3 protein-coding genes and 1 pseudogene are annotated in these 21,532 nt (G+C 72.5%); 2 read left to right on the forward strand and 2 right to left on the reverse strand.

What is annotated here, in order from left to right; genetic code table 11:
- Position 1: 1 nt before the first annotated feature.
- Together STRVI_RS53715 and STRVI_RS27295 are read left to right on the forward strand one after the other, a co-directional pair.
- Complete coding sequence (locus tag STRVI_RS53715) at positions 2–7,237, forward strand: type I polyketide synthase (RefSeq protein ID WP_435532627.1); 7,236 nt, start codon at positions 2–4, stop codon at positions 7,235–7,237.
- A 173-nt stretch (positions 7,238–7,410) separates the two neighbouring features.
- Positions 7,411–18,846, forward strand: a pseudogene (locus STRVI_RS27295) (SDR family NAD(P)-dependent oxidoreductase); the annotation flags it as partial.
- Positions 18,847–19,049: 203 nt separating this feature from the next.
- Here STRVI_RS27295 and STRVI_RS27300 read toward each other — a convergent pair.
- Positions 19,050–19,340 (reverse strand): O-linked N-acetylglucosamine transferase, encoded by a 291-nt coding sequence (locus STRVI_RS27300; RefSeq protein ID WP_208949173.1) that lies wholly within the window; start codon positions 19,338–19,340, stop codon positions 19,050–19,052.
- An 82-nt stretch (positions 19,341–19,422) separates the two neighbouring features.
- Positions 19,423–21,489, reverse strand: a complete 2,067-nt coding sequence (locus tag STRVI_RS27305) for a carbamoyltransferase family protein (RefSeq protein ID WP_014058866.1) — start codon at positions 21,487–21,489, stop codon at positions 19,423–19,425.
- Positions 21,490–21,532 lie beyond the last annotated feature (43 nt).

A 21,532-nucleotide genomic window follows, 5' to 3' on the forward strand; every position in this document is an offset into this window, starting at 1 on the left:
CGTGGGCGGCCCTGACGAGTCCGGGCGTCGGGACGTACGTATCTACTCCCGCGCCGAAGAAGAATCGGCGCAGTGGACGGAGCACGCCACCGGCACGCTGGCCCAGGACACCACGGCTCCTCGTGCGCCCGCCACGGCCGAATGGCCACCCGCGGGCGCCGATCCGGTGGCGGTAGAGGGCCTGTACGAGCAGATGGCCGAGGGGGGCTACGACTACGGGCCGACGTTCCAGGGCCTGAAGGCGGTATGGACCCGCGACGGCGAAGTGGGCGAGGTGTTCGCGGAGGCCGCGCTGCCGGAGGAGCAGACGGAGGCCGCCGGCCGGTTCGGTATCCACCCGGCGCTGCTGGACGCCGCGTTGCACGCGAGCAACTACTGCCTGCCCGGGGAGCCCGGCAGCCGCATGCTGCTGCCGTTCGCGTGGAACGACATACGCCTGCACGCCACCGGTGCCACGTCGGTGCGCGTGCACGCCCGTTACACCGAGGACGGCGGGCTCTCCGTGGTCCTGGTCGACGCGGCCCGAGGGCTGGTCGCGTCGATCGGTTCGCTGGTTCTGCGGGAGGTCGACGCGGCGCAGCTCGAAGCGCTGACCTCCACGTCGGTGAACGACGCACTCTGGACGGTCACTTGGACGGAACACACCGCCACCACGGACGAGATCCGGTGGGGCACCGTCGGGGACGTCTCACCCGTCCTCGCCGCCGCCGAAGCCCCGGCCTTCGCCGATGTCACAGAGATCGCCACGGCGCCCGCCACCGAGATAGTCACGGAGATCACCGGGGCCGAGGACCGGCCCGCGCTGATCGTCGCCGACACCACCGCGTGGGAGTCGCGGGACGCCGACCCCGGCACGCGGGCGCGCGAGCTGGCCACGCGGGCGCTGGACCTGTTGCAGCGGTGGGTGACGCTGCCTGAGCTGTCGGAAACACGGCTGGCGGTCCTCACGCGCGGTGCGATGGCCGTACACGACTCGGCCGACGTCACCGATCCCGCCGCGGCGGCGATCTGGGGTCTGGTCCGCTCGGCCCAGTCCGAACACCCCGGCCGCGTCCATCTCATCGACACCGATGGCCGCTCGGACCACGCACTGCGCAGCGCACTGCCCACCGCACTCACCCCCGACCAGCCCCAGCTTGCCCTCCGCGACAACACCCTCTGGGCACCGCGGCTCACCGCCGCAGCACCCGTCGGCACACCCGCCCAGCCACTCCCCCTCAATCCCGAGGGCACCGTTCTCATCACCGGCGGCACCGGCACCCTCGGCGCCCTCACCGCCCGCCACCTCATCACCCACCACGGCGCCCGGCACCTGCTGCTCACCAGCCGCCAGGGTCCCGAGGCCCCCGGCGCCACCGAACTCACCACCGAACTCACCGAACTCGGCGCACACGTCCGCATCACCGCCTGCGACACCGCCGACCGCGACCAACTCACCACCACCCTCGCCGACATCCCGGCCGACCACCCCCTCACCGCCGTCATCCACACCGCCGGAACCCTCGACGACGGCACCCTCACCGCACTCACCCCGCACCGCCTCGACACCGTCTTCCGCCCCAAGGTCGACGCCCTCACCCACCTCCACGACCTCACCCGCGACCACGACCTGGCCGCCTTCGTCGTCTACTCCTCCGCCACCGGCACTCTCGGCACCCCCGGTCAGGCCAACTACGCCGCCGCCAACACCTACGCCGACGCCCTCGTCCACCAACGCCACGCCGCCGGGCTTCCCGCCACCTCCCTCGCCTGGGGCCTATGGGAAACCACCAGCGCCCTCACCGCCACCATGAACACCGAGGACCACCGGCGCACCCACCGCGGCGGTGTCGCCCCCCTCACCGACGACGAGGGGCTCGCCCTCCTCGACACGGCCCTCACCGCCACCCACCACCCCCACCTCGTCCCGATCAAGATCAGCCCGGCCTCCCTTCGGGCCGATGACACGGCGCAGCCCGTTCCCCCGCTCCTCCGCCACCTCGTACGGCGCCCCACGCGCCGCACGGCCCACACACCGGCCCCCGCCGACACCCTGTCGCTCACCCAACGGCTCACCGCCCTCGACCAGGGCGAACGGCTACGGCACCTCACCGAGCTCGTCCGCACCGAGGCGGCCGCCGTGCTCGGACACACGACGATCGACAGCATCGGACCGGACCAGCCCTTCCGTGACGTCGGGTTCGACTCCCTCACGGCGGTGGAACTGCGCAACCGCCTCAATACGGCCACGGGACTGCGGCTCCCCGCGACCGTGGTGTTCGACTACCCGACCTCGGCGATCACCGCCGGGTATCTGCGGGACGAGCTGTTCGGCTCGACGGAGGCGGCCCCGGCCGCCGTCACCGGGCCGGGGGCCGACGCGGACGACCCCGTGGTCGTCGTCGGCATGGCCTGCCGGCTCCCCGGACGGGTGACCGACCCGGACGGGTTGTGGCGGCTGGTGGCCGACGGGGAGGACGGCATCGGGGCGTTTCCCACCGACCGCGGTTGGGATCTGGACACGCTGTTCGACCCGGACCCGGACCGGGTGGGCGCGACCTACGTCCGCGAGGGCGGGTTCGTGGCGGGTGCCACCGAGTTCGACGCGGACTTCTTCGGCATCTCCCCGCGTGAGGCCGTGGCGATGGACCCGCAGCAACGGCTGCTGCTGGAGACCGCGTGGGAGACCTTCGAGCAGGCCGGTATCGCCCCGCGGTCGGTGCAGGGCAGTGACACCGGTGTGTTCGCCGGGGCCATCTACCACGACTACGGGACGAACGCCGGTGAGCTGCCCGAGGGCTCCGAGACCTATCTGAGCACGGGCAAATCGGGGAGCGTGGTGTCCGGACGGGTGGCCTACGCACTGGGCCTGACCGGTCCCGCGGTGACGGTCGACACGGCGTGCTCCTCCTCGCTGGTGGCCATCCACTGGGCGGCCAAGGCGGTGCGTGAGGGCGAGTGCTCGATGGCCCTGGCCGGGGGTGTGACGGTGATGTCGACCCCGGACGGGTTCGTGAGCTTCTCGCACCAGCGCGGTCTCGCCCCCGACGGCCGCAGCAAGTCCTTCGGCGAGGGCGCCGACGGCACCACCTTCAGCGAGGGCGTCGGGGTACTGCTGCTGGAACGGCTCTCGGACGCCCGCCGCAACGGCCACGAGGTGCTGGCCGTCATCCGCGGTACGGCGGTCAACCAGGACGGCGCCAGCAACGGCCTCACCGCCCCCAACGGCCCCTCCCAGCAGCGCGTGATCCGGCAGGCACTGGCGAACGCCGGACTGTCGGCCACCGACATCGACGCCGTCGAAGCCCACGGCACCGGCACCGCCCTCGGCGACCCCATCGAAGCCCAGGCCCTCCTGGCCACCTACGGCCAGGACCGCCCCGCCGACCAGCCCCTCTGGCTGGGCTCGCTGAAGTCCAACATCGGCCACACCCAGGCCGCCGCGGGCATCGCGGGTGTCATCAAGATGATCCAGGCCATGCGGCACGGCATGCTGCCCAGGACACTCCACGCCGACGAGCCCACCAGCAAGGTGGACTGGACGTCGGGCGCGGTCTCCCTGCTGACCGAGGCCCGCCCCTGGCCGGAGACCGGCCACCCACGCCGCGCCGGAATCTCCTCCTTCGGCGTCAGCGGCACCAACGCCCACCTCATCCTCGAACAGGCCCCGGAAGACACGGCCGCCCCACCAGAAATCACGGAACCGGAGGCTCCCGGGCTGGTGGCCACGGGCGGCGCGGTGCCGTGGGTGCTGTCCGCCAAGAGCCCCACGGCGCTGCGGGCGCAGGCCGAACGCCTGATCACCCACCTTCACGCCCACCCCGAGACCGACCCGGTGGACCTGGGCTGGTCACTGGCCACCAGCCGCACCGCCCTGGAACACCGCGCGGTCGTCCTCGCCACCGATCTCGACCAGGCGACCGCCGCCCTCACCGCCCTCAGCGAAGGGCAACCGCACCCCAGCCTGGTCACCGGGGAGACCGGCAGCGACGGCAAGACGGTCTTCGTCTTCCCCGGCCAGGGCGCCCAATGGACAGGCATGGGAGCCCAACTCCTCGACACCAGCCCCGTCTTCGCCACCCGCCTCCACGAATGCGCCGACGCCCTGGCCCCCTACACCGACTGGTCACTGATCGACGTCATCACCGGCGCACCCCACGCCCCTTCGCTCGACCGCGTCGACGTCCTGCAGCCCACCACCTTCGCCATCATGATCTCCCTCGCCGCCCTCTGGCAGGCCAACGGCATCCACCCCGACGCCGTCATCGGCCACTCCCAAGGCGAAATCGCCGCCGCCCACATCGCCGGACACCTCACCCTCACCAACGCCGCCAAAATCGTCACCCTCCGCAGCCAGACCATCGCCCACCACCTCACCGGACACGGCGCCATGATGTCCGTCCTCGCCCCCCACACCTGGGTCCAAAAAGCACTCGCCCCCTGGCACGGACACCTATGGATCGCCGCCGTCAACGGCCCCGCCTCCGTATCCGTATCCGGAGACCCCGACGCCCTCGCCGCATTCGGCATCACCCTCTCCAAAGCCAAGGTCCACCGCTGGCAGTTGCCCGGCGTCGACTTCGCCGGACACTCCGGACACGTCAACACCATCAAAAACCAACTACACCAGGTGCTCGACGGCGTCACCGCCTCCCTGGGCCACACCGCCTGGATGTCCACCGTCGACGCCGACTGGGCCGACCCCACACACATCGACCCCCACTACTGGTACCGCAACCTCCGCGACACCGTCCGCTTCGAAGAAGCCACCCGAGCCCTCCTCGCACAGGGCCACCGCGTCTTCATCGAAGTCAGCACCCACCCCGTCCTGACCACCGCCATCCAGGACACCACCGAGACCATCCCCGACACACCCACCATCATCACCGGCACCCTCCGCCGCGACGACGGCGGCCCCGACCGCGTCCTCACGGGGCTGGGAGGGCTGTTCGCGGCCGGGGTGCCGGTGGACTGGGGCGCTCTGTTCGCCGGTACCGGGGCCCGCCGGGTGCCGCTGCCCACGTACGCCTTCCAGCACCGGCACTACTGGCTGGAGCCCGCCAGGACACCGACGCGGGCCGAGACGGCCGACGGCTCCCTGTGGGCGGCCATCGAGGACGGAGACACGCAGACCCTCGCGCGGGATCTCGAGGTGGACGCGGCGGCCCTCGGCACGGTGCTGCCCGCGCTGGCCTCCTGGCGTCGGCGCAGCCGGGAGGATTCCCTCACGGACGCATGGCGGTACCGGATCGGCTGGACCCGGGTGGCCGCGGCCGATCCGCAGTTGTCGGGCCGGTGGCTGGTGCTGGTCCCGGCCGTGCGGGCGGGCTCGGCGCGGGTCCGTGCGGTGCTGGACGGGCTGGCCGCGCGGGGCGCCGAGGTGGTGGCCGCCGAGGTCTCCGAATCCGGCCGGGAGGCGCTGGGCGACCAGGTCAAGTCGGCGGACGGCGGTGCCGGAGTGGTGTCCCTGCTCTCGTGGGACGACCGCGCCGACACCGAGTACGGCACCGTGTCCACGGGCACCGCGGCGACGCTCGCGGCGGCGCAGGCGTTGCGGGACCACGGCGTCACCGCCCCGCTGTGGTGCGTCACCAGTGGCGGGGTCGCGGTGGCCGGTGAGGCGGCCGACCCGGTGCAGTCGGCGGTGTGGGGCTTCGGCGCCGTGCTCGGGCTCGACCACCCGGACACCTTCGGCGGCCTGATCGACCTGCCGGCCGAAGGGGAGGGTGACGAGGAGGCGTTGCCGGACGGGCTGTTCGCGGCGCTGTCGTCCCCGGAGGGGGAGGACCAGCTCGCGGTGCGCGCCGACGGGCTGTTCGCACGCCGGATGGTGCGCGACCGGGACGGCTCCGGCAGTCCCTGGAAGCCGCGCGGCACCGTGCTGGTCACGGGCGGCACCGGCGGGCTCGGTTCGCATGTGGCGCGCTGGCTCGCCACGAGCGGGGCGGACCATGTGGTGCTGCTCAGCAGGCAGGGTGGTGACGCGCCGGGCGCGGCGGAACTGGTGGCGGACCTGGCGGGGGTGGAGGTCACGCTCGCCGCGTGCGATGTGACCGACCGGGACGCCGTGGCCGCGGTGCTGGCGGAGGCGGAGCGAACCCATCCGCTGACCGCGGTGGTGCACACCGCCGGTGCCGGGCTGCCCTCGGCTCCGGTCACCGAGGTGACCGCCGAGGAGTTCGCCGCCGTGACGGGGGCGAAGGTGCGCGGCGCGCTGGTGCTGGACGAGCTCGTCGGCGACCGGGAACTCGACGCGTTCGTGCTGTTCTCCTCCGGCGCCGGTGTCTGGGGCAGCGGCGGGCAGGCCCCGTACTCGGCGGGCAATGCCCTCCTGGACGGGCTGGCGGCCCGGCGGCGGGCGCGCGGGCTGGCGGCCACGTCGGTGGCGTGGGGCGGCTGGGGCGGCGGGCTCGGCATGATCGACGCCGACGGCGGCGACCAGTGGCGCCGTATCGGCATCCTGCCGATGGATCCGGCGCCCGCACTGCGTGCGATGGCGCGGGCCGTGGGCGGTGGTCTGCCGAGTGTGATCGTCGCGGACGTCGACTGGGCGCGGTTCGTACCGGGCTACACCATGGCCCGGGAGCGGCCGCTGCTGCGGCAGTTGCCCGAGGTCGCCGAGATCCTGGCGGCGGACACGCAGGGCGGGGGCGCATCGCAGCGGGAGGTGCTTCTGGGCAGCCTGGCCGGGCTGACCGGCCCGGAGCAGGAGATGTTCCTGACCGACCTGGTGCGGCGTGAGGCGGCGGCCGTGCTCGGGCATGCCGACGGGGACGCGGTGGAGCCGGAGCGTGCGTTCAAGGACACCGGGTTCGACTCGTTGACCGCCGTGGAGCTGCGCAACCGGATCAACGCGGCCACCGGGCTACAGCTCTCCGCCACGGTGGTGTTCGACTATCCGAAGCCGACCACACTGGCGAGGAGGCTGCGTACGGAGTTGGTCCCCGCCGTGAACGGGGACGGGGACGCGAACGGGGGCGTGGACGGGACCGCGGACGCCGGGGCCGCCGGCGCGGAGGGCCGCGAGCGGGAGATCCGGCGGGTGCTGGCTTCGGTGCCGCTGCGCCGCTTCCACGAACTGGGGGTGCTGGACGCGCTGGTGCGCCTCGCGGACTCCGCGGCCGACGACCTGCGCGGTCTGAGCGACCTGAGCGCTCTGGGCACCGGCACGGAGGCGGAGACCTCCGCGCTCGCGGAGCTGGATGCCGACGAGCTGGTGAGCCGGGCGATGCGCGGCACGACCTTCGGAAACGACTGACGCCGCGGTTGCGGAGAGGAGTACACATGGCTGCGTCCCGGGAAGACCTGGTCAAGGCGCTGCGTACCTCGCTGATGGACGCCGAGCGGCTGAAGCGGGAGAACGACCGGCTGATCGCCGAGTCCACCGAACCGGTGGCGATCGTGGCGATGGCGTGCCGGCTGCCGGGTGGGGTGACCGACCCGGAGTCGCTGTGGGAGCTGGTGGACGAGGGGCGGGACGCGATAGGGCCGTTCCCCACGGACCGCGGCTGGGACCTGGAGACGCTGTTCGACGCCGATCCGGACGCCGTGGGCAAGTCCTACGTACGCGAGGCGGGATTCCTGGAGGGGGCGGGCGGGTTCGACGCCGCGTTCTTCGGCATCTCGCCGCGCGAGGCCCTGTCGCTGGACCCGCAGCAGCGGCTGCTGCTGGAGACCGCGTGGGAGACCTTCGAGCGGGCGGGGATGGATCCGCGGTCGGTGGAGGGCCGGGACATCGCGGTGTTCGCCGGGGGCAGCGGCCAGGGGTACGGCGGCGGTCCGGGTGACGCGCCCAAGGGCCTGGAGGGCTATCTGGGGGTCGGCGCGTCCGGCAGTGTCATCTCCGGGCGCGTGTCGTACACGCTCGGGCTGACCGGGCCCGCCGTGACCGTGGACACCGCCTGCTCGTCCTCGCTGGTGGCCGCCCATCTCGCCGTGCAGGCGCTGCGGTCCGGCGAATGTTCCATGGCGCTGGCCGGTGGTGTCGCCGTGATGGGCCGGCCCACCGCCTTCGTCGAGTTCTCCCGGCAGCGTGGCCTGGCGCCCGACGGGCGCTGCAAGTCCTTCGGCGAGGGCGCCGACGGCACCACCTGGTCCGAAGGTGTCGGGCTCGTACTGCTGGAGCGGCTGTCGGACGCCCGCCGCAACGGCCACGAAGTGCTGGCCGTGATCCGTGGCACCGCGGTCAACCAGGACGGCGCCTCCAACGGACTCACCGCGCCCAACGGCCCCTCCCAGGAGCGGGTGATCCGCCAGGCCCTGTCCAACGCCGGGCTGACGGTGGCCGACGTGGACGCGGTCGAGGCACACGGCACCGGCACCGCCCTCGGCGACCCCATCGAAGCCCAGGCCGTTCTCGCCACCTACGGCCGGAACCGCCCGGAGGACCGGCCGCTGTGGCTCGGCTCCCTCAAGTCCAACATCGGCCACGCACAGGCCGCCGCCGGCATCGCCAGTGTCATCAAGACCGTCATGGCCTTACGCCACGGCCGGCTGCCGAAGACCCTCCACGCCGAACAGCCCACCTCCCAGGTGAACTGGACCGCGGGCGCGGTGTCCCTGCTCACCGAGGCGCGGGCGTGGCCGGAGACCGGACACGCCCGCCGCGCCGGGATCTCCTCCTTCGGAGTCAGCGGGACGAACGCCCACGTCATCCTGGAACAGGCCCCTGAGGAAGCCGAGGCGACCGGGGAGAACACCGGCGATCAGGAACCGCCCGTACGCTCGGCGGAGTCCGCCGGCCCCGGTCCGGTCGCCACCGGCCACGTGGTGCCGTGGCTGCTCTCGGGCCATACACAGGAGGCGCTGCGTGCCCAGGCCGCCCGGCTGCTGACCCAGGTGCGGGAGACGCCCGCCGACAACCTGCGGGACGTGGGCTGGTCACTGGCCACCACCCGGACCCGGCTGGACCACCGCGCGGTCGTGCTGTGCGCCGATGCCGAGCAGGCCGTCGCGGGGCTGGCGGCGGTGGCCTCGGGCACGTCCGCCCGGTCGGCGGTCACCGGGTCCGTGGCCTCCGCAAAGGTGGCGGTGCTGTTCACCGGGCAGGGCAGTCAGCGAGCCGGAATGGGCCGCGAACTGCACGGCGACTACCCGGTGTTCACGCGGGCCTTCGACGCCGTGTGCGCCCAGTTCGGCGATCTGCGCGACGGGGACGACAAGGTCTCGCTCGCCGAGGTGGTCTTCGCCGAGGAGGGGTCGGCGACGGCAGCGCTGCTGGACCGGACCGAGTTCACCCAGCCCGCGCTGTTCGCGCTGGAGGTGGCGCTGTTCCGGCTCGTGGAGTCGTGGGGAGTGCGGCCCGCGTATGTGCTGGGCCACTCGATCGGCGAAGTGGCCGCGGCCCATGTGGCCGGGGTCCTGTCCCTGCCGGACGCCTGCACATTGGTACGGGCGCGCGGGCGGCTGATGCAGCAACTCACCGCGACCGGGGCGATGGTCGCAGTGGAGGCGGCCGAGGACGAGGTGGCGCCGCTGCTCGCGGGGAAGGAGCACCAGGTCTCCATCGCCGCGGTCAACGGCCCGGCCTCCGTGGTCGTCTCCGGTGACGAGGACGTGGTCACGGCGGTGGCGGAGACGCTGGCGCGGCAGGGCCGCAAGACCAAGCGGCTCGTGGTTTCGCACGCCTTCCACTCCCCCCACATGGACGGGATGCTGGACGCGTTCCGCGAGGTGGCGTCCCGGCTGGCCTACGCGCCGCCCCGGATGCCCGTGGTGTCGAACCTCACCGGCGCGGTGGCCGATCCCGAGGAGCTGTGTTCCCCCGAGTACTGGGTACGGCATGCGCGTGGCGCGGTGCGGTTCCTCGACGGTGTCCGCACACTGGCCGACGAGGGCGTGCGCACCCATCTGGAACTCGGCCCGGACGGGGTGCTGACCGCGATGGGGCAGGACTGTCTGCCCGAGGCGGACGCGGCGTTCGTGCCGTCCCTGCGTCCGGGCGTCCAGGAGCCCCACGCGGTGCTGGCCGGGCTCGCCGGCCTGTACGTACGGGGTGTGCGGGTGGACTGGGACGCGATGTTCGCCGGGTCCGGCGCCCGGCCCGTCGCCCTTCCCACGTACGCCTTCCAGCACGAGCACTACTGGCTGGAGCGGGCCGCCGGATCCGGCGACGTGGGCGCGGTGGGGCTCGGGGAGGCGGGCCATCCGCTGCTGGGCGCGGTGGTGCAGCTCCCGGAGACGGGCGGTGTGCAGCTCAGCGGGCGGCTGTCGGTACGGTCCCAGCCCTGGCTGGGCGAACACGTCATCTCCGGGGCGGTGCTGGTGCCCGGCACGGCCATGGTGGAACTGGCCGTCCGCGCCGGGGACGAGACCGGCACCCCGGCGCTGGAGGAACTGGTGATCGGGCAGCCGATGGTGCTGCCCGGCGACACCGCCCTGAGCGTCCAGGTCGTCGTGGGCACGGACGAGGGCGGGCGGCGTACGGTCCGGATCTACTCCCGTACCGCCGGGGGCACCGACTGGACCGAACACGCCACCGGCACCCTCGCGGCCCAGGGCCCGGCACCGCTGGACAGGGCCGCGGACGTGTCAGCGGACGGGGTCGGCGTCGAGTGGCCGCCCGCGGAAGCCGAGCCGATCCCGGTGGAGGACTTCTACCGCTCGCTCGTCGACGCCGGTTACGCGTACGGACCGGCGTTCCGCGGGCTCGTCGCCGCGTGGCGCCGGGACGGTGAGATCTTCGGCGATGTGGCGCTGCCGGAGGCGTCCGTGGCGGAGGCCGAACGGTTCGGCATCCACCCGGCGCTGCTGGACGCCGCGCTGCACGCGGGCAGCTTCTGTCTCCCCTCCGACCCGGCGCGGCAGGTGACCCTGCTGCCGTTCGCCTGGAACAACGTGCGTCTGCACGCGGGCGGCGCGTCCGCGGTCCGGGTGCATGTCCGCCCGGTCGGCGACGACGCCTTCTCGGTACGTCTGACCGACGGCTCGGGCCAGACGGTGGCCTCCGTGGACTCGCTCACCCTGCGGGCGGTGGACCCGGCCCACCTTGAGATCGGCACGGCCGATGACGCGCTGTGGACGGTCCGCTGGAGCGAGACCTCCCTGCCGGACGACGCGGTCTCCTGGGCCCCGCTCGGCGATCCGGCCCCCGGTGGCGCCGGGGCCATGAGGGATACCGGAGGCGCAGGGGACATCGGAGGCGCAGGGGGCGCGCTTCCCGACGTCCTCGTGGCCGATACGCGCGCCTGGGCCGAAGACCTCACCGGGCCGCGACCCGCGCGGGCCCGGGAGCTCACCGGCCGCCTGCTGGCGGAGATCCAGCGGTGGGTCGCGGACGACGCGATGGCGGGGACGCGGCTGGCCGTGGTCACGCGCGGCGCGGTCGCGGTGCACGACGACGCCGAGGTCACCGACCCGGCCGCCACCGCGGTCTGGGGCCTGGTCCGCTCGGCCCAGGCCGAACACCCGGGGCGGGTGGCCCTGGTGGATGCCGACGGTGCCTGCGAGGAGCTGCCCGCCGGGGTGTGGTCCGGGGACGAGCCCCAACTGGCGGTGCGCGGTGGCGCCGTGTGGGTGCCACGCCTGGCCCGGGTCGAGCCCGGGCTGCGCGTGCCCGCGCAGCCGTCGTGGCATCTGGACTCGGCCGAGTACGGCACCCTGGAGCATCTGGCGCTGCTGCCCGACGAGGCCGAGCCCGCACCGCTGGAGGCCGGTCAGGTGCGGATCGAGGTCCGCGCCGCCGGGCTCAACTTCCGGGATGTCCTGGTGGCTCTCGGCATGTATCCGGGCCGGTCGGTGATCGGCACGGAGGGCGCCGGTGTGGTGACCGAGGTCGGTCCGGGCGTCGCGGGCCTGGTTGTGGGCGACCGGGTGATGGGGCTGTTCTCCGGCTCGTTCGGGCCGCTGGCCACCGCCGACGCGCATACGGTGGTCCGGATGCCGGAGGGCTGGTCGTTCGGCACGGCGGCCGGGGTGCCGGTGGCCTATCTGACGGCGCTGTACGCGTTGCAGGACCTCGGGAGGGTCCAGCCGGGCGAGACGGTCCTGGTGCACGCCGCCGCGGGCGGTGTGGGCATGGCCGCCGTCCAGCTCGCACAGCACTTCGGCGCCACCGTCCTGGGCACCGCCCACCCCTCCAAGCACCACGCACTCCACCGGCTGGGCGTGCCCGCCGAACGGCTCGCCTCCAGCCGCGACCTCGGCTACGCCGACACCTTCCCCACCGCCGACGTCGTCCTCAACTCCCTCACCGGGGAGCACATCGACGCCTCTCTCGGACTTCTCAACCCCGGCGGCCGGTTCCTGGAGATGGGCAAGACCGACCTGCGGGAGCCCGGCGAGGTCGGGGCGCGGCATCCGGAGGTCACCTACCGGGCGTTCGACCTCGGCGGGGAGGCCCCCGCGAAGCGGGTGCGGGAGTTGCTGCACCAGTTGGTGGAGCTGTTCGAGGCGGGCCGGATCGAGCCGCTGCCGGTGCGGCAGTGGGACATCACCCGCGCCCCCGAGGCGTTCCGCTGGATGAGCCAGGGGCGGCACACCGGCAAGATCGTGCTCACCCTCCCCCGCGCCCTGGATCCGGCCGGCACCGTCCTGGTCACCGGTGGCACGGGCACCCTCGGCGCCACCGCCGCCCGCCACCTCGTCACCCAGCACGACGCACGCCATCTGCTGCTGGTCGGCCGACGGGGACCGGACGCGCCCGGCGCCACAGACCTCACCACCGAACTCACCGAACTCGGCGCCACCGTTCGCATCATCGCCTGCGACACCGCCGACCGCGACCAACTCGCCACCGTCCTCGCCGACATCCCGGCCGACCATCCGCTCACCGCCGTGGTCCACACGGCCGGGACGCTCGACGACGGCATCCTCACCGCACTCACCCCGGACCGACTCGACACCGTCTTCCGCCCCAAGGTCGACGCCGTCACCCACCTCCACGACCTCACCCGCCACCAGGACCTGGCGGCGTTCGTGGTGTACTCGTCGGCCGCGGGAGTCCTCGGCGGGCCCGGCCAGGGCAACTACTCCGCCGCCAACGCCTATCTGGACGGCCTCGCACAGTGGCGGCGTGCGCACGGGCTCCCCGCCACCTCGCTGGCGTGGGGCATGTGGGCGCAGACCAGTGGCATGACGGCCGGGCTCGGCTCCGGCGATCTGCACCGGGTGCGGCGTGGCGGCATCGTCGGGCTGTCCACGGCGGAGGCGCTGGACCTGTTCGACCGGTCGGTGGCGTCCGGGCTGTCCCTGCTGGTGCCGTTGCGGTTCGACCTCGCCGCCCTCGGTGCGGAGGCCGCGGAACCGCCGCCGCTGCTGCGGGGTCTGGTCCGGCCAACCCGGCGTACGGCCCGGCCGGTGCCGAAGGCCGGTGAGGGCGGCCTCGCCGAACGGCTGGCCGGGCTGTCGGCGTCCGAACAGGAGCGTCTACTCACCGAGTTGATCCGCGAAGAGGCCGCTTCGGTGCTCGGGTTCCCGACCGTCGACCCGATCGGGCCGGAGCAGGCGTTCCGCGACATGGGGTTCGACTCGCTGACCGCGGTGGAGCTGCGCAACCGCCTCAACACGGCCACCGGGCTACGGCTGCCCGCGACGCTGGTCTTCGATCACCCGACCCCCTTGGCCATCGCCGAGTTCCTGCGCGATCAACTGGGCGGGCGCGCGGTCGAGGCCACGCCCGGCCCGGCCCGGCGCGACCGGTCCGCTCCGGACGGGGCCGAGGATCCGGTCGTCGTGGTCGGCATGGGCTGCCGCCTGCCCGGCGACGTCCGCACCCCCGAGGACCTGTGGCGGCTGGTCGCCGCCGGAACAGACGCGATCGGCCCGTTCCCGCAGGACCGGGGCTGGGATCTGGCCGGGCTGTTCGACTCCGACCCGGACGCCCAGGGCAAGTCCTACGTACGCGAGGGCGGATTCCTCACCGACGCCGGCGGCTTCGACGCCACCTTCTTCGGCATCTCCCCGCGCGAGGCCCTGTCGATGGACCCGCAACAGCGCGTTCTGCTGGAGACCGCGTGGGAGACCCTGGAACGCTCCGGGATCGTTCCCACGTCACTGCGCGGACAGGAGGTCGGGGTCTTCGTCGGGGCCAGCGGCCAGGGGTACGGCACCGGTCCGGGCGCGGCGCCGGAAGGCTTGGAGGGCTATCTCGGGGTAGGGGGTGCGACGAGCGTGGCGTCGGGCCGGGTGTCGTACACCTTCGGCCTGACCGGTCCGGCGGTCACGGTGGACACGGCGTGCTCCTCCTCGCTGGTGGCCCTCCACCTCGCCGCACAAGCCCTGCGCTCCGGCGAATGCACGATGGCACTCGCCGGCGGTGTCGCCGTCATGGGCCAGCCTGGTGCCTTCGTCGAGTTCTCGCGCCAGCGCGGTCTCGCGTCCGACGGCCGCTGCAAGTCCTTCGGTGAGGGCGCAGATGGCACCAACTGGTCCGAAGGTGCGGGTCTTGTGCTGCTGGAACGGCTCTCCGACGCCCGCCGCAACGGCCACGAGGTACTGGCCGTGATCCGGGGCACGGCGGTGAACCAGGACGGGGCGAGCAACGGCCTCACCGCGCCGAACGGGCCGTCCCAGCAGCGGGTGATACGGCAGGCGCTGGTGAACGCCGGGCTGACGGCGGCCGATGTGGACGCGGTCGAGGCACACGGCACCGGCACCGCCCTCGGCGACCCCATCGAGGCCCAGGCACTCCTGGCCACCTACGGTCAGGACCGGCCGGGGGACGAGCCCGTGTGGCTCGGTTCGCTGAAGTCCAACATCGGCCACACCCAAGCAGCCGCAGGCATATCCAGCGTCATCAAGATGGTGCTGGCGATGCGGCAGGGCACGCTTCCCCGGTCCCTGCACGCCGACGACCCCACCACGCAGGTGGACTGGACGTCGGGCGCGGTGTCCCTGCTGACCGAGGCGCGGCCCTGGCCGGAGACAGGACATCTACGCCGCGCCGGGATCTCCTCCTTCGGCGTCAGCGGGACGAACGCACACGTGATCCTGGAGCAGGCTACGGAAGGCGCCGCACCGCAGGTGGACGAGGCCAGCGACACCCCTGGTCTGGTCGCCACCGGCGGGATCGCGCCCTGGGTCCTGTCGGCCAAGACCCCCACGGCCCTGCGGGCTCAGGCCCAACGGCTTCTGGACCACCTCGAATCCGGGGTGAACGGCCGCCCCCTCGACATCGGCTGGTCCCTGGCCACCACCCGCACCCTCCACGACCACCGCGCCATCATCCTCACCGGCACCAGCGCCGAGGGCGGTGAGGCTACGTCCGCCCTCACCGCCCTCGCGACCGGACAACCGCATCCCCGCCTCACCACCGGCCACGCCACCACCCAGGGCAAGACCGTGTTCGTTTTCCCGGGGCAGGGGTCGCAGTGGGTGGGGATGGGGGCACGGCTCCTCAACACTTCCCCAGTCTTCGCGGCTCGCCTGCGCGAGTGCGCTGATGCCCTGGCCCCGTATACCGACTGGTCGCTGATCGATGTCATCACCGGTGCGCCCGACGCCCCTTCGCTCGACCGCGTCGACGTCGTACAGCCCGCCACCTTCGCCGTCGTCGTCTCCCTCGCCACACTCTGGCAATCCACCGGCATCCACCCCGACGCCGTCATCGGCCACTCCCAAGGCGAAATCGCCGCCGCCTGCGCCGCCGGACACCTCACCCTCACCAACGCCGCCAAAATCGTCGCCCTCCGCAGCCAGACCATCGCCCACCACCTCGCCGGACACGGCGGCATGATGTCCCTCGCCACCCCCGCCGACACCCTCGACCTCACCAACTGGCACGGCAAACTCTGGATCGCCGCACACAACAGCCCCAACGCCACCGTCATCGCAGGCGACACCGACGCCCTCCACGAACTCCACACCCACTACACCGACCAAGGCATCAGAGCCCGCATCATCCCCGTCGACTACGCCTCCCACACCGGACACGTCGACACCATCAAGAACGAACTCCACCAGACCCTGGCCCACACCACCACCGAGCCCGGCACCATCCCCTGGCTCTCCACCGTCGACGGGGAGTGGATCGAACCCAACACGATCGACAGCGGCTACTGGTACCGCAACCTCCGCCAGACCGTGCAGTTCCACACCGCCATCACCACCCTCGCCGACCAGGGCTACCGCACCTACATCGAAATCAGCCCCCACCCCGTCCTCACCACCGCCATCCAAGAAACCCTCGAAAACACCAACACCCCCAACACCACCATCACCGGCACCCTCCGCCGCGACGACGACACCCCCACCCGCTTCCTCACCAACCTCGCCGAACTATCCACCAGGGGAACACCCCTGGACTGGACCACCCTCTTCACGGGCACCCAACCCACCCGCGTCCCCCTCCCCACCTACCCCTTCCAGCAGGAGACGTTCTGGCTGGACCGCAACGGCCCGGGCGATGTCCGTGCCGTCGGCCTGGAGGACACCGGCCATCCACTGGTCGGGGCCGTGGTGAGCGTGCCCGACACCGACGGTGTGCTGCTCACCGGACGGCTCTCCCTGCGCACCCACCCCTGGCTGGCCGACCATGCCGTCTCCGGCACCGTCTTGCTTCCCGGTACGGCGATGGTGGAGCTGGCGGTGCGGGCCGGAGACGAGGCGGAGGCCCGCGTACTGGAGGAGTTGGTCATCAGTCGGCCGATGGCGGTGCCGGACGAGGGAACACTGCACGTCCAGGTACTGGTCGGTGGCGAGGAAGGCGGGCGCCGCAAGGTCGGCGTCTACTCCCGCCCCGAGGGCACACGGCAGTGGACCGAACACGCCACCGGCACACTGCTGACCGGGGGAACCGCCACCCCAGCGGCCACGGCAGCGCATCCGTGGCCGCCCGAGGGGGCGGAACCGGTCGACCTCGATGGGTTCTACGGGCAACTGGCCGAGGCGGGGTACGAGTACGGCCCGGCGTTCCGCGGCCTGAGCGCGGTGTGGAAGCGGGACGACGAGGTGTTCGCCGAGGTGGCCGTGCCGGAGGACCAGACCGCGGTCGCCGGCCGGTTCGGCATCCATCCGGCGTTGCTGGACGCCACTCTGCACGCCGGGAACTTCTGCTTCGAGTCCGGCGGCGACCGGCCCACGATGCTGCCGTTCGCCTGGACCGATGTGCGGCTCCACGCCGTGGGCGCCACCGCTGTACGGGTGCGGGCGACGGCGTCCGGCGCGGACGGGCTGTGCGTGCAGATCACCGATCCGCACGGACTGCCGGTCGCCACCATCGGCTCGCTCCAGCTCCGGGAGACCACGCCCGAGCAGTTGCAGTCCCTCTCCGCCGCCTCAGGTGGCAATGGCCTGTGGGCGGTCGAATGGGCCGAATGCGGGCTCGACGGCACGACGGAAACACAGTGGGCCACACTCGGAGAGAATCAACTCCCGGATTCCCCGCCGCACTATGCCGATGTTTCCCAGGTCGTGGAGACGGGAGCGCCGCCCACGGCACTCGTCGCCGACGTGTCCGCCTGGGCTCCCGAAAACACCGGGTCGCCCATCGACCGCACCCACGCGCTCTGTGCCCAGGTTCTCGATCTGCTGCGGCAATGGGTGGACCGGCCCGAGCTGACGGACACCCGACTGGTGATTCTCACCCGCGGTGCCATGGCGGTCCACGACACCGCCGAGGTCACGGATCCGGCCGCCGCCGCGGTCTGGGGCCTCGTCCGCTCGGCCCAGTCCGAACACCCCGGCCGGATCCAGCTCATCGACATCGACGAGCACTCCCACCGCACCCTGCCCACGGCCCTCAATGCCACCGACCAACCGCAACTCGCCCTCCGCGACGCCACCGCCTACACCCCCCACCTGACCCCCGCGCCCACCCCGACACCCGAGCCCCTCACCCTCGCCCCCGAGGGAACCGTCCTCATCACCGGCGGCACCGGCACCCTCGGCACCCTCACCGCCCGCCACCTCGTCACCCACCACAAGGCACGCAACCTCCTTCTGGTCAGCCGCCAGGGACCCGACGGCCCCGGCGCGGCCCGGCTCGGCGAGGAGCTGACCCAGCTCGGCGCCCACATCCGCATCGCCTCCTGCGACGTCGCCGACCGCGACCAACTCGCCGCCCTCCTCGCCGACATCCCTGCCGACCAGCCCCTCACCGCCGTCATCCACACCGCCGGCGCCCTCGACGACGCCCTGCTCACCGACCTCACCCCGGAACGCCTGGGCACCGTCTTCCGCCCCAAGGTCGACGCCCTCACCCATCTCCACGACCTCACCCGCGACCACGACCTCGCGGCCTTCGTCGTCTACTCCTCCGCCACCGGCGCGCTCGGCACCCCCGGTCAGGCCAACTACGCCGCCGCCAACACCTACGCCGACGCGCTCGCCCAGCAGCGCCACGCCGCCGGGCTCCCCGCCACCTCCCTCGCCTGGGGCCTATGGGAAACCACCAGCGCCCTCACTGCCGGGATGTCCACCACCCATCAGCAGCGCACCCGCCACAGCGGCGTCATCCCCCTGACCGACGCCGAGGGCATGCGCCTCCTCGACACCGCGCTCGCCACCCACCAGCCCCACCTCATCCCCCTCAAGCTCGATCGCACCGCCCTCCAGAACAACGCCGCTCCCCACACCCTCCCGCCCCTGCTGCGCACCCTGGCGCAAAGCCACCACCGCCCCACCGCCCACACCACCCCCCGGACCGCCACCGCCCCGCCCCTCCCCGAACAACTCGCCTCCCTCGACCCGGGCCAGCGACTCCAGCACCTCACCGCATTCGTCCGGGCCGAAGCCGCGGCCGTCCTCGGACACGCCACTCCGGACGCGGTGGGGCCGGACGATCCGCTCTTCGAGATCGGGTTCGACTCCCTGACCGCGGTGGAACTGCGCAACCGCCTCAACGCGGCCACGGGCCTGCAGCTCCCGGCGGCGTTGCTGTTCGACCACCCCACCCCGGCGATGGCCGCCGAGCACCTCCAGGAACAGCTCGCGCGGAACCACGCCGCCTGAGACGGACAACGAACGTCCCCGGCCGCCGTGGCGGCCGGGGACGCGGCCGCAGTGCGCTCCCCCGCCCTCCTCACCAGGCCGCCACCGTACGCCGTGCAACATGACTGGTCCCTTCCCCCGCTTTCTTTGGGAGAAGGGACCAGTTGCATTGACCGGCTTTACGGCCCGGCGGCCGTCGCTCGTTACGTGTCCGAGGTGACGCTCTCCCCGGTCCGGGCCGCGCGGCGGCGCTCGTCGCCCGCCTTGATCAGGGCGTACCTGATGGCCAGTGCCGCCGCGTTGACCGCGTGCAGCGCCTCCTGGGCCGCGGTGTCCGGCTGTTCCTGTCCGGTGGCGGCGGCCGAGGTGGACTGTGCGGCCTCCAGGCAGGCGACGCACGCCTCCACGAGGGCGTCCGGCCGCCCGCCGGCCCGGCCCAGCTCCGTCAGCAGCCGGGTGATCTCCCGATGCGCTTCGCTGATCGGATCAGCCACCGTCGGGTTCACCGCTGTCGGGTCCACCGCTGTCGGGGCCCCCACCATCGGGCCGGCCACCCTCGGCTCCGCCGCCATCGGGTCAACGCCCCCGCGCACCGTCGTCCGCGGGCCCGTGGCCCGTCGGGAGGTCCCCGGCCGGGGCCAGAGTGAGGAACCGCTGCTCCCACAGGGCGAACACCTCGGTGGCCAGTGCCTCCGACAGCCCGCCCACGGTCTTGGCCAGATCGCCGAGGGTGGTGGTGCCGTCGACCGCGCCGAGCAGTTCGTACAGCTCGGGCGAGACCTTCGCGGACGGGCCGCCGTCGTAGTCGAGGTGGATCTCGTGGGTCTTCGCTCCCGCCGAGGCGTCCGGACCGGCCGTCCTGCGCTCGACCAGCCGGGTCACCGGGCGGAAGCGCGGCACCAGAACGCCCAGGTCGGGTGAGGGTTTGCCGCGTACCAGGCAGTCCTCCACCACCAGAACGTCCAGGTCGGTGGTCAGGAAGCTGGTGACCACGTCGTCGAGGCTCTGCACGATGGGTTCGGCGTTGTTGTTGAAGGAGGTGTTGAGAAGCACGGGGGTGCCGGTCAGTTCGCCGAACCGCCGCACCAGGCGGTGGAACCGCTCGCCCGACTCGGTGGAGACGACCTGTACCCGGGCGGTGCCGTCCACGTGGGTGACCGCGCCGAGTTCCGTGCGCCGCTCCGGCAGCACCGGCACCACGAAGGACATGAACTCGTGGTTGCCGTCCGCGCCGGCGAGGTCGAAGTAGTCGCGGGCGGCTTCGGCGGTGACCACCGGGGCGAACGGCCGGAAGCCCTCGCGCTTCTTCACCATCGCGTTGATGCGGGTCCGGTTCTCCTCGGGGCGTGCGTCCGCGACGATGCTGCGGTGGCCCAGGGCACGGGGGCCGAACTCGGAGCGGCCGTACGCCCAGCCGAGCACCTGTCCCTCGGCGAGGAGTCCGGCCGCGGTCTCCACGGCGTCGTCCGGGAACTTCACATCGATCAGTGGCGCCCAGTCGGCCAGCCGTGCCCTGATCTGCTCCCGGCCGCCCATTGCCGGGCCGAGGCTCGCGCTGAGCAGCCGCTTCCTCGGCCGCTCCAGCGTGCCAAGGCTGGCCGCCGCGGCGTAGGCGGCGCCCTCGCCCGCGCCCGCGTCGTGCGAGGCGGGGTGCACGAACACCTCGTCGAAGAGCCCGGACCCCAGGATCAGCCCGTTGAGGCTGGAGTTGTGGGCGACGCCACCGCCGAAGCACAGGCGGGAGTGGCCGCTGGTCTTCGCCCAGTATTCGAGGATGTGCAGCACGATCTTCTCGACCGTCTCCTGGAGCGCGGCGGCGAAGTCGCGGTGCGCTTGGGTGAACGGCTCGCCCTTGCGGCGCGGCCGGAAGCCCTCGGCGTAGAACAGCGGGCTGACCAGGTTCGGCACCATGATGTTGCCGTGCAGCTCGTACTCGCCGTTGTCCTGGAGGGTGTAGAGCTTGGCGAAGGTGTCGCGGTAGGTCTCCGGGTTGCCCCAGGGGGCCAGGCCCATCACCTTGTACTCGTCGCCGAAGCCGTAGCCGAGCAGATAGGTGGCGTTCAGGTAGAGCCCGCCGAGCGACTTGGGGACCGGGTAGTCGGCCAGCTTCTCCAATTGCGTGCCCTCGGCGTGGTAGACGGTGCCGGAGTGCAGTTCGCCACGGCCGTCCAGCACCAGGACCAGTGCGGAGTCCATGCCGGAGTGCAGATACGAGGAGTACGCGTGCGCCTCGTGGTGCGGCACGTACACCAGCTTCTCGTCCGGCAGGTCCCAGCCCAGGCCCTCCTTCAGCCGCTGCCGGATCAGCTCCCGGGAGTAGCGCAGGGGTGCCCGCGGATATTCGGTGTAGAGGTGGTTGAGGACGGTGTCGATGTGGTTCTCGGGAAAGTAGTAGCCCACCGCGTCGACGTCCTCGGGCCGCGCACCGGCCAGCGCCAGGCACTCACGCACCGCGTTGAGGGGAAATTTGGTTGTCTTCTTGATCCGGTTGAGCCGCTCCTCCTCCACGGCGGCCACGAGTTCGCCGTCGCGGATCAAAGAAGCCGCCGAGTCGTGAAAGAACACCTCGCCGAGCTGCGGCACCACATCGGTGTCCGCGGCGGAGAAGTTGCCGTTGAGCCCGAGCACAAGCACAGTGATCACCCAAACCAGTCGGAGGCGAACGCGAGGATGCGGGGCGGAAGAC

The organism is Streptomyces violaceusniger Tu 4113, from assembly GCF_000147815.2.
Classification (GTDB): domain Bacteria; phylum Actinomycetota; class Actinomycetes; order Streptomycetales; family Streptomycetaceae; genus Streptomyces; species Streptomyces violaceusniger_A.